At 72.6% G+C, this 10,926-nt stretch carries 10 protein-coding genes; 8 read left to right on the top strand and 2 right to left on the bottom strand.

Going from position 1 to position 10,926, the window contains the following annotated elements; genetic code table 11:
- Positions 1 to 194: 194 nt before the first annotated feature.
- Positions 195 to 1,304 carry a diguanylate cyclase domain-containing protein gene (locus tag ACFWAR_RS33205; protein WP_385785402.1) on the top strand — a complete coding sequence of 370 codons (1,110 nt, stop codon included), beginning with the start codon at positions 195 to 197 and terminating at the stop codon, positions 1,302 to 1,304.
- 120 nt (positions 1,305 to 1,424) lie between these two features.
- Positions 1,425 to 2,966 (top strand): histidine ammonia-lyase, encoded by a 1,542-nt coding sequence (hutH, locus tag ACFWAR_RS33200; RefSeq protein WP_385785399.1) that lies wholly within the window; start codon positions 1,425 to 1,427, stop codon positions 2,964 to 2,966.
- An 82-nt stretch (positions 2,967 to 3,048) separates the two neighbouring features.
- Here the strand turns inward: hutH and ACFWAR_RS33195 are convergent, their stop codons facing one another.
- Entirely contained in the window at positions 3,049 to 3,387 is a 339-nt protein-coding gene (locus ACFWAR_RS33195; protein ID WP_385785397.1) for a hypothetical protein, read from the bottom strand.
- 155 nt (positions 3,388 to 3,542) lie between these two features.
- Here ACFWAR_RS33195 and ACFWAR_RS33190 point away from each other — a divergent pair, with 155 nt between their 5' ends.
- The 5 genes from ACFWAR_RS33190 to ACFWAR_RS33170 all read left to right on the top strand — a co-directional run bounded on the left by ACFWAR_RS33190 (position 3,543) and on the right by ACFWAR_RS33170 (position 8,718).
- Complete coding sequence (locus ACFWAR_RS33190; protein WP_385785394.1) at positions 3,543 to 3,836, top strand: hypothetical protein; 294 nt, start codon at positions 3,543 to 3,545, stop codon at positions 3,834 to 3,836.
- A gap of 130 nt (positions 3,837 to 3,966) precedes the next feature.
- On the top strand, positions 3,967 to 5,235 hold the full coding sequence (locus ACFWAR_RS33185) for an Ig-like domain-containing protein (protein WP_385785391.1): 1,269 nt from the start codon (positions 3,967 to 3,969) through the stop codon (positions 5,233 to 5,235).
- 135 nt (positions 5,236 to 5,370) lie between these two features.
- A complete protein-coding gene (locus tag ACFWAR_RS33180) occupies positions 5,371 to 6,864 on the top strand; it encodes an ABC transporter permease (RefSeq protein WP_385785388.1) in 1,494 nt (497 codons plus the stop codon).
- 100 nt (positions 6,865 to 6,964) lie between these two features.
- Entirely contained in the window at positions 6,965 to 7,642 is a 678-nt protein-coding gene (locus ACFWAR_RS33175; RefSeq protein WP_385785385.1) for an ABC transporter ATP-binding protein, read from the top strand.
- A gap of 53 nt (positions 7,643 to 7,695) precedes the next feature.
- Positions 7,696 to 8,718, top strand: coding sequence for a GNAT family N-acetyltransferase (locus ACFWAR_RS33170; RefSeq protein WP_385785382.1), 1,023 nt, complete (start codon positions 7,696 to 7,698; stop codon positions 8,716 to 8,718).
- A 14-nt stretch (positions 8,719 to 8,732) separates the two neighbouring features.
- Here the strand turns inward: ACFWAR_RS33170 and ACFWAR_RS33165 are convergent, their stop codons facing one another.
- The gene (locus ACFWAR_RS33165; protein WP_385785380.1) at positions 8,733 to 9,653 is read right to left on the bottom strand and encodes a helix-turn-helix domain-containing protein; all 921 of its coding nucleotides are present in this window, start codon (positions 9,651 to 9,653) and stop codon (positions 8,733 to 8,735) included.
- A gap of 172 nt (positions 9,654 to 9,825) precedes the next feature.
- Between ACFWAR_RS33165 and ACFWAR_RS33160 the strand changes: the two genes are divergently transcribed.
- Entirely contained in the window at positions 9,826 to 10,896 is a 1,071-nt protein-coding gene (locus ACFWAR_RS33160; RefSeq protein WP_385785377.1) for an NAD(P)-dependent alcohol dehydrogenase, read from the top strand.
- Positions 10,897 to 10,926: the final 30 nt, after the last annotated feature.

Genomic DNA, 10,926 nt, shown 5'->3' with positions numbered 1-10,926 from the left:
CTTCTCGGGGCTCCGCCCCGAACCCCGCGCCTCAAACGCCGGCGAGGCTGATCTTGCCCCCGGTGGGCGAAGTGCCGGCAAGGCTGGGATGGCCCCGGCGGGGCTGATCTTGCCCCCGGTGGGCGAAGGGCCGGCGGGGCTGCCTTGGGCGGGGTGGGGGGACGAAAAGGGGCAAAGTTGCCTAATCTTGGGTGATGGGAGTTGATGCGCGACTGCGGGCCGTGGTGGGGCTCGCGCAAGCCATGGCGGCCGCGCACACACCGCGCGACAGCGTCCGCGCGGCGGCCCGCGGAGCCAGGGTGGCGATGGACGGCTCCTTCGCCGCCATCTCCGCGTGGGAGCGCGAGCGCGGTCGTCTGCGCGTCCTGGTCAATGAGGGCGAGCGCCGCGACGGCGAGGAGGAGTTCCCCGCCGACGAGTCCTACCCCGTGCACGACTTCCCCGAGATCACCGAGTTCCTGCACGAGCGCTGGGTCGGCGGCGGCGGCCCGCACGCCTGGGTGGAGAGCGCCGTCGGCGACCGCCCCGGCCGCCGCGGCGAGGCGCTGCGCCGCCGCGGCCGCGGCACCTGCGTCGTCGCGCCCGTCGTGCTCAGCGGCCGCGCCTGGGGCGAGCTGTACGTCGCCCGCGACGAGGGCCTCCCGGACTTCGACGAGGACGACGCCGAGTTCGCGACCGTGCTCGCCGCCGTGGTGGCCGCCGGGCTCGCCCAGAACGAACGCCTCGAAGAGGCCCGCGCGCTCGCCTTCACCGACCCCCTGACCGGCCTCGCCAACCGCCGGGCCGTCGACATGCGCCTCGACGAGGCGCTGGAGGAGCACCGCGGCAAGGGCGCGGTGGTCAGCCTGGTGGTCTGCGACCTCAACGGCCTCAAGCGGGTCAACGACACCCTGGGCCACGCCATGGGCGACCGGCTGCTGGAACGCTTCGGCTCGGTGCTCAGCCTGTGCGGGGCGATGCTGCCGGGGGCGCTGGTGGCGCGCCTGGGCGGGGACGAGTTCTGCCTGGTGAGCGTGGGCCCGACGGCCGACGAGGTGGTCCGGGTCACCGAGGAGCTGTGCCTGCGGGCGGCCGAGCTGGAGCTGGGGGAGGGCGTGGCCTGCGGGGTCGCCTCGACCGGGGACGACATCGGCCCGGTGAAGTCCTCGCGGCGCCTGTTCCGGCTGGCGGACGCGGCGCAGTACAAGGCCAAGGCGGCCCGGCTGCCCAAGCCGGTGGTCGCCGGTCGGGACACGGCCGTGATGCGGCTCGCCGACACCCCGCCGGCGGGTTCGGGCGAGCGCCGCCGCTTCCGCGGCAGGTGACGGAGCCGCCGCGGCCGCCGTCCGGAGGGTGCCCCGCAGGCGTCCGCGGCGCCGGGGGCATCCGTCGGAATCCACCTAGTGACATGTTGGGATTCAGTCCGTAGGGTGCTGAATATGGATATGCACACTGTCGTGATGGGGACGTCCGGGACCACCGCCGAGGACGTCATCGCCGTCGCCCGCCAGGGCGCTCGCGTCGAGCTGTCCGCCGAGGCGGTCGACGCCCTCGCGCGTGCCCGCGCCATCGTGGACGCCCTCGCCGCCAAGCCCGAGCCCGTCTACGGGGTGTCCACCGGCTTCGGCGCCCTCGCCTCCCGGCACATCAGCCCCGAGCTGCGCGCCCAGCTCCAGCGCAACATCGTCCGCTCGCACGCCGCGGGCATGGGCCCGCGCGTCGAGCGCGAGGTGGTCCGCGCCCTGATGTTCCTGCGCCTGAAGACCGTCGCCTCCGGGCACACCGGGGTCCGCCCCGAGGTCGCCCAGACCATGGCCGACGTCCTGAACGCCGGGATCACCCCGGTCGTCCACGAGTACGGCTCCCTCGGCTGCTCCGGCGACCTCGCCCCGCTCTCGCACTGCGCCCTCACCCTGATGGGCGAAGGCGACGCGGAAGGTCCCGACGGCGTCGTGCGCCCCGCCGGCGAGCTGCTCGCCGAGGCCGGGATCACCCCCGTCGAGCTGCGCGAGAAGGAGGGCCTGGCCCTCCTCAACGGCACCGACGGCATGCTCGGCATGCTGATCATGGCCATCGCCGACCTGAACAAGCTCTACACCTCGGCCGACATCACCGCCGCCCTCACCCTGGAGGCGCTGCTCGGCAGCGAGAAGGTCCTCCAGCCCGAGCTGCACGCCATCCGCCCGCACCCCGGTCAGGGCGCCTCCGCCGCGAACATGGCCGCCGTGCTCAAGGGCTCCGGGCTCACCGGGCACTTCCAGGAGGAGTCGGCGCCGCGCGTGCAGGACGCGTACTCCGTGCGCTGCGCCCCGCAGGTCGCGGGCGCGGGCCGGGACACCCTCGCGCACGCCACCCTGGTCGCCTCGCGCGAGCTGGCCGCCGCCGTCGACAACCCGGTCGTGCTGCCGGACGGGCGCGTGGAGTCCAACGGCAACTTCCACGGGGCGCCCGTCGCCTACGTGCTGGACTTCCTCGCCATCGTCGCAGCCGACCTCGGCTCGATCGCCGAGCGCCGCACCGACCGGCTGCTCGACAAGAACCGCTCGCACGGGCTGCCGCCCTTCCTCGCGGACGACGCCGGCGTCGACTCCGGCCTGATGATCGCCCAGTACACGCAGGCCGCCCTGGTCAGCGAGATGAAGCGGCTCGCCGTACCGGCCTCCGCCGACTCGATCCCGTCCTCCGCGATGCAGGAGGACCACGTCTCCATGGGCTGGTCCGCCGCCCGCAAGCTGCGCACCTCGATCGAGAACCTGAACCGGATCGTCGCCATCGAGCTGTACGCCGCCACCCGCGCCATCGAGCTGCGCCACGGGCTGACCCCGGCCCCGGCCAGCCGGGCCGCGATCGCCGCCGCGCGGGCGGCCGGCGTCGAGGGCCCCGGGCCGGATCGTTTCCTCGCCCCCGACCTGGCGGCCGCGGACGCGTTCATCCGTTCGGGTGCTCTCCTGGAAGCCGTGGAACCGGTCACCGGCCCCCTCGCCTGAGTGACCTGACCGACCCGACCCGACCGCCATGGGTCACGGGCCGCCCCTCGGGGCGGCCCTTCGGCGTCTGCGGGGGCGCTCCCTAGTCGCCCGCGCGGGCCCGGCGCACCGAGAAGGCGACGAAGCCGGCCCCGGCGCCGAGGCAGAGCGTGCCGCCGATCAGGTAAGGGCCGGTGTCCACGCTGCCGGTGTCCGCGAGCAGCAGCTGGGGCCGGGCCTCGGGCGCGGACCGGGAAGCGGAGGCCGCGTCCGGATCCTGGTCCGCCGCGCCCTCGACGGCCTGCGCGTTCGCGTTCGCGGGGGCGCCCGGGACGGCGTCGGAGGGGGTGGCGGAGGTGGCGCCCGCATTGGGGACGAACCAGAGGGCGCCGAGCAGGGTGGTCGCCCCGAGGGCGGTGAGCAGCGGTCGACGTGCGGACACAGTTCGATCCCCCTTGTGGCAGCAGCGAATTGGCCGTGTGGGCAGATGCTAGTTAAAGGGGCGGGTCGTGGGAAACTCGGGGGTTCTCGAGCCTTACCCTCCGTCGTATGAATGCTTCGGAAGAATCACGGTACGTACGGCTTCGGGTTGATTTGGTGCTGGAGGTTCCGGAACCGGACGCCCTCACCGGAGCCGCCCTCGCGCACATCAAGGCCGACGAGTTCATGCCCGACGAGGAGCGCGGGCACGCGGAGTCGGCGGTGCGCGAGGACGCGTCGGAGGCGCTGGCGTACCTCATCGACCCCACTGACCTGGTCGCGGAGATCCCCGGGGTCGAGCTGGCGCAGGCCTCCTGGAGCACCGAGCCGGTCGAATACGACCCCGAGTCGATGGAGTGGGACATCGACGAGGAAGATGGGGTATTCGACGAAGAGGACGACAACGCCTGACCGTGCGGTGGCCCACATTCGAACGAATGTGGAACCGGATCGGCACGTTAACGCGTTGTATGGATGAGGCAGGGATTCTGGCAGGGGGGCTTGCCTCCCTGCCCTGCTGATGCTCGGTGATCCGGCAACGATGGAGTGGCGTGTGAGGACGGACAGCAAGCGGCGCAGGCGGGGCCTCGCGGCCGCAGCGGCGGTGCTCGGTGGGGTACTGGTGCTCTCGGCGTGCGGCGGCGGGGACGAGAAGGCCGCCGGCAACGGCGACAAGACCAGCAAGTCCCAGGCGGACGTGGACGCGGCGGCCGCGAAGGACACGTCCAAGGCCCGAATAGTCATCGCGCCCAAGGACGGCGCCACCAACGTCGGTCTGAACAACGCCACCGTGACGGTGACCGAGGGAACGCTCACCAAGGTGGAGCTGAAGACCTCCGAGGGCACCGCGGTCGAGGGCAAGATAGCCGCCGACGGCAAGAGCTGGAAGCCCGAGGGCGCGCTCAAGCGCTCCCAGAAGTACTCGCTGGCCGCGTCCGCGAAGGACACCGCGGGCAAGGAGGCGCACGAGAACGCCTCCTTCACCACCGTCTCGCCCGAGAACAGCTTCATCGGCTCGTTCACGCCGGAGGAAGGCGCGAAGGTCGGCGTGGGCATGCCGGTCTCGATCGACTTCAACAAGCCGATCAAGGACAAGAAGGCGGTCCAGGCCGCCATCAACGTCACCTCCAGCAGCGGCCAGGAAGTCGTCGGCCACTGGTTCGGCGACCAGCGCCTGGACTTCCGTCCGGACCAGTACTGGACCGCCAACTCCACCATCACGATGAAGATGAAGCTGGACGGGGTCCAGGGCGCCCCCGGCGTCGTCGGCGTGCAGGACCGCACCGCGACCTTCCAGATCGGCCGCAGCCAGGTCTCGACCGTCGACGTGAAGACGAAGAAGATGACCGTCACGCGCGACGGCCAGGTCATCAAGACCATCCCGATCTCCGCCGGCTCCCCGGCGAACCCGACGTACAACGGCCAGATGGTGATCTCCGAGAAGTTCAAGGAGACCCGGATGGACGGCGCCACCGTCGGCTTCAAGGACGGCGACGGCAAGGGCGAGTACGACATCAAGGACGTTCCGCACGCGATGCGGCTGTCCACCTCCGGCACCTTCATCCACGGCAACTACTGGGGCGACGACTCCATCTTCGGTAGCGCCAACACCAGCCACGGCTGTGTCGGCCTGAACGACGCCAAGGGTGCCAACGACCCGGACCAGCCCGGTGCGTGGTTCTTCGACAACTCGCTCGTCGGCGACGTCGTGAACGTGGTCAACTCCCCGGACAAGACGATCAAGCCGGACAACGGCCTGAACGGCTGGAACCTCAGCTGGGCGGACTGGAAGGCCGGGTCGGCCGTCTGATCCCGCCGGACCGAACTCCGCCGACGGCGGGGTAGCCCCAGGGGCTACCCCGCCGTTCGCGTGCTCCCGCGCGTTCTCATCCGACTCTTATCCGCCACTTATCCAGCCATCACGGCCCGTGCCTAGCTTCGCCCCATGTTCTTCACCTACCTCCGGCGCGAGTTGCGCCGCCGCAGGAAGGCGGCGCTCGTCGTCGCCTCCGGGCTCGCGCTGGGCATCGCTCTCGTCATCGTCGTGACCTCCGTGTCCGCGGGCATGGGGCAGGCGCAGGCCAAGGTCCTCCAGTCCCTCTACGGCCTCGGCACGGACATGACCGTCACCAAGGCGCAGACCCCGCCGGGCGAGGGGGGCGCGCCGCAGCGCCAGCGCTTCAAGTTCGACGCCAAGGACGGCGCCGACGGCGCCGCCGGTACCGAGCAGAGCCACGACATCGTGATGCCCCAGGGATTCCAGACCCTGGACGCGACCACCGTCGCCAAGGTCTCCGGGCAGCGCGGGGTCGCCGACGCCGTCGGCGGCCTGAGCCTCCAGGTGATGAAGGTCAACGGGCAGTTCCGGCGCGGTGAGTTCAAGCGCACCGAGGGCGGCGCGCAGGGCGGTCGGAGCGGGGGCGGCCAGGGCGCCGGTGGCGCGGGCGGCTCCGTCCAGGGCGGCGGCGCCGACTTCGACGTCAACTCCTTCACCGTCTACGGCACCGACGTCGCCAAGCCGGAGCTGGGTCCGCTGACCACCTCCAAGCTCACCTCCGGGCGCACCTTCCAGGCCGCCGAGACGGATGCGGCCGTGGCCGTGGTCGACAGCGCCTACGCCACGAAGAACAAGCTGGCCGTCGGCGCCGACCTCAAGGTCAAGGACGCCACGTTCAAGGTCATCGGCATCGCGACCGCTGACAGCGGTGACGCGGCCGCCAACCTCTACGTCCCGCTCAAGCAGGCCCAGACCCTCGCCGAGTCGCCGGACAAGATCACCACGGTCTACGTCCAGGCCAAGGACTCCCAGGCGATCGACTCGGTCAAGTCGGCCATCCAGGCGAACGTCCCCGACACCACCGTCACCACCTCCGCGGACCTCGCGGACACCGTCTCGGGCTCGCTCTCCACGGCCTCCTCGCTCGCCTCGACCGTCGGCACCTGGCTCTCCTACACGGTCCTCGCCGCGGCCTTCCTCGTCGCCGGCCTGCTCACCTCCTCGGCCGTCAGCCGCCGGGTGCGCGAGTTCGGCACCTTGAAGGCGCTCGGCTGGAAGAGCCGCCGGGTCACCGGCCAGGTCGCCGGCGAAGCCGTCGTCAACGGCCTCATCGGGGGCGCCCTCGGCATCGGGCTCGGGCTCGGCGCCGCCTACCTGATCACGGCCATCAGCCCCACCCTCACCGCGCAGCTCGGCGGCGGTGGCGGCGCGCGCGGCGGCAGCCGGGCGGGCGGCTTCGGTGGCGGCGGCGGTGGCGGCTTCGGCGGCGCCCGCCGCACCGCGGCCAAGGCCCTGGACGTCGCGCTCACCGCGCCCGTCTCCCTGTCCACCATCGGCCTCGCCGTCGCCCTCGCGGTGGCGGGCGGCCTGATCGCGGGCGGCTTCGGCGGCTGGCGCGCGTCCCGGCTGCGCCCGGCGGACGCCCTGCGCCGCGTCGAGTAGGCCGGTCGGGCGGGCCCTGCCCCTGCACGGCCCGCCCGACCTCCCCCGGTCGACGACCGGCCCCGCGCACTGCCGAACGTACGAGAGGAACCCACGCACGATGTACCAACTCACCGGTGTCACCAAGAACTACCGGCGCGGCAAGGACACCGTCGCCGCGCTCGCCGGGGTCGACCTGACCATCGAGGACGGCGGCAGGCTCGTCATCCAGGGCCCCACCGGAGGCGGGAAGTCCACGCTGCTCCAGATGCTCGGCGGCCTGGACCGGCCCACCGCCGGCTCCGTCGTGCTGGACGGCCAGGACCTGGCGGCCCTGTCGGAGGCCCGGCTGACGCGGGTCCGGGCGCAGAACATCGGCTTCGTCTTCCAGTCCTTCAACCTCATCCCCACCCTCACCGCGCAGGAGAACGTCGAGACGGCGCTCGTCCCGCTCGGCCTCAAGGCGAAGGCCCGGCGCGAACAGGCCGCCGAGGCGCTGGACTCGGTCGGCCTGGCCGAGCGCATGGGCCACCTGCCCGGCGAGCTCTCCGGCGGCCAGCAGCAGCGCGTCGCCATCGCCCGGGCCCTGGTGAAGAAGCCGAAGGTGCTGCTCGCCGACGAGCCGACCGGAAACCTCGACGAGTCCACCCGGGACGAGGTGATGGACCTGCTGGAGGGTCTCTGGAAGGAGCACGGCCTGACCTTCGTCATGGTCACCCACGACAGCGCGCTCGCGAAGCGGGCGCCGCGGCTGGCGACGATCCGGCGGGGTCGGGTCACGGTGACCGAGAACGTCTGATCGCGCCCGAAAAGCCTTGGCGGCCCCTCGCGGGCCGGAGCTACGGTCGCCGCATGACCGAACCCCTGCACGAATCCCCGCACGAGCCCCCGCACGAGCCCGCGCCCGCCGTCTTCACCCTCGCCGTCCCTCCCACCGACGACGAAGTCGCGGGCTGGGTGGACCTCTTGGGCGCCGTCCACGCCGCCGACCTGCCCGGGGTGCCCGCGCCCGGCCCGGTGGAGGTCGGCGGGCGGCTGCGGGTCCCCTCGATCCGGGGGCGCTCCGTGCAGTGGGCGGTCCGCGGCGCGGACGGCGGGCTCGACGGGGCCGCCGCGCTGTTGCTCTTCACAGACGAGGGCAACACGCACGGCGCGTACCTGGACGTGCTCGCGGTCCGCCCCCGCGCCCGCGGCCGGGGCCTCGGGCGCGCCCTGTGGGAGGCGGTGCGGGCCGAACTCCTCGCGCAGGAGCGCACGTCGGTGGCCTCCAGCATCGAACCGGGCACACCGGCGGCCGAGTTCGCGGCCCGGATCGGCTTCGAGAACGTCCTGCCGATGGGCTGGCACGTGCAGCGGGTATCCGCCGAGCCGACGGCGGTCGCCGAGGGCGATGCGGGCTACCGGCTGGTGAGTTGGAGCGGTGAGACCCCGGACGCCTGGGCCGGGGCCTCGGCCGTCGCGCACGGCGCGATGGAGGACGCGCCGATGGGGGAGCTGGACGAGCGGCCCCCGAACTGGACCGGGGAGCGGGTGCGCCAGGCGCAGCGGCTGGTCGTGGACCGGGGCGGGGTGATCCTCTCGGTGGCCGCGCTGACCGCGTCCGGCGAGATGGCGGCCTACACGGAGGTGGTCCTCGCCGATCCGGCGGACACCCGGGCCATGCAGTACGACACGGTCGTCGTCCCCGCCCACCGGGGCCGGGGCCTGGGGCGGCTGGTCAAGCGGCGGATGCTGGCGGACGTGGCGGCGGCGTACCCCGGGGTGCGGGAGATCGCGACGACGGTCGCGGACGAGAACGGGCCGATGATCGCCGTGAACGAGGCCCTGGGCTACCGGCGCGAGCGCGCCGTGGCCCTCTTCCAGCTCAAGCTCTAGCTCAGGCTCCAGCTCTAGCTCTGGTTCTGTGCCGGCGAGGAGGAGGTGGACGACGGCGCGGGCGCGGCCCAGGAGCCGAGCAGGCGCAGCGCGTCCGCCGAGGCCGATCCCGGCTCCGCGTGGTAGGTGACCAGCGACTGCACCGGATTGTCCGGGAAGGTCAAGGTCTCGAAGGAGAGGGTCAGCGGTCCCACGACCGGGTGCCGCAGCTCCTTCGTGCCGTGCGACTTGTCGTGCACGGTGTGCTCCGCCCACAGCTGGCGGAACTCGGCGTTCTTCACGGAGAGTTCGCCGACGAGCGCGGACAGCTGCGGGTCGTCGGGGTACTGGCCCGCGTACAGCCGCAGGTTGCTGACCACCTCGCAGGCCCGGCAGTCCCACGCGTCGTACAGCTGCGCGGTCGCCGGGTCGAGGAAGACCATCCGCACCAGGTTCCGCTCCTGGGGCGCCAGCGCGCCGAAGTCCCCGAAGACGGCCGCCGCCATCCTGTTCCAGCCCACGACGTCCTGGCGCCGGCCGAGGATGTAGGCCGGTACGCCGTCCAGCGCGTCCAGCAGGTGCAGCAGCTCCGGCCGGACCTTCTCGGGGCGGTGGCTCTGGCTCTGGCGGCGCTTGCGCGCCTTGGGCCGGGCCAGGTGCGTCAGGTGCGTGTACTGGGTGTCGTCCAGCCGCAGGGCGCGGGCGAGGGCGTCGAGGACCTCGGCCGACACGTTCTGTCCCTGGCCCTGCTCCAGCCGCGTGTAGTAGGCCACGGAGACCCCGGCCAGCTGGGCCAGCTCCTCGCGGCGCAGCCCCGGGACGCGGCGGTGGCGCCCGTAATCGGGCAGGCCCACGTCCTCCGGGCGCAGCCGTGCGCGGCGGGAGCGCAGGAACTCGCCGAGTTCGGTGCGCAGGTCGCTCCGCCGGTCGGGTCGCTGGTCGTCGGCCTGGTCCATCCGTCCAGTATCCCCGGGTCGGGGGCGGGAGGGAGGTCGGGAGCCTGACCCCGCCAGGGGTAGGTTCGCCAGTCCTAGCTCCGACAGGGGTCTGGGTGCGCGGCCGGATGCGAGGCATCGTTTCTCCTGCACCACCCCACACCCCCGGAGCACCGTCCAAGGAGTCCTTCCCGTGTCGCACCCCACCGCTGCCGTGTCCGCCCCCACCCGGGTCGCCGCCTACGCGGCCCCTTCGCCCAAGGCCCCGCTGGAGCGCACCACCGTGCCGCGCCGCCCGGTCGGCGAACACGACGTCCTCATCGAGATCAAGTACTCCGGGATCTGCCACTCGGACATCCACCAGGCCCGCGACGGCTGGGGCGAGGGCATCTTCCCGATGGTCCCGGGCCACGAGATCGCGGGCATCGTGACCGCGACCGGCGCCGGCGTGACGAAGTTCGCCGTCGGCGACCGGGTGGGCGTCGGCTGCTTCGTCGACTCCTGCGGCGAGTGCGCGAACTGCGTACAGGGCCAGGACCAGTTCTGCGAGCGCGGTGCGACCGGCACCTACAACGCGCTCGGCACCGACGGCGAGCCGACGTACGGCGGTTACTCCACCCACATCGTGGTCGCCGAGAGCCACACCCTGCGCATCCCGGACGGCATCGCCCTCGACGTGGCGGCGCCGCTGCTGTGCGCGGGCATCACCCTCTACTCGCCGCTCAAGCGCTGGGGCGCCGGCCCGGGCAAGAAGGTCGCCATCGTCGGCCTGGGCGGTCTCGGGCACATGGGCGTCAAGATCGCCGCGGCGCTGGGGGCCGAGGTGACCGTCCTGTCGCAGACCCTGCGCAAGAAGGCGGACGGCCTGGAGCTCGGCGCCGCGTACTTCCACGCGACGAACGACCCGGCGACCTTCACGGAGCTGGCGGGCACCTTCGACCTCATCGTCTCGACGGTCTCGGCCCCGCTGGACCTGGGCGCGTACCTCGGCCTGCTGAAGGTGGAGGGCGCGCTGGTGAACGTCGGCGCCCCCGAGGAGCCGGTCTCGCTCAACCTGTTCTCCGTCATCGGCGGCAACAAGACGCTGGCCGGTTCGATGATCGGCGGGATCCCGCAGACCCAGGAAATGCTCGACTTCTGCGCGGCGCACGGCCTGGGCGCGGAGATCGAGCTGATCGGCGCGGACCAGATCAACGAGGCGTACGGCCGGGTCGAGGCGAGCGACGTCCGCTACCGCTTCGTCATCGACGCGTCGACGATCTGACGTCGTAGATCGACGGGCGGCCCTCGCGAA

The sequence above is a fragment of the Streptomyces sp. NPDC059917 genome (assembly GCF_042730635.1).
Lineage (GTDB): Bacteria > Actinomycetota > Actinomycetes > Streptomycetales > Streptomycetaceae > Streptomyces.
This window is presented reverse-complemented; position numbering and strand designations above follow the sequence as displayed.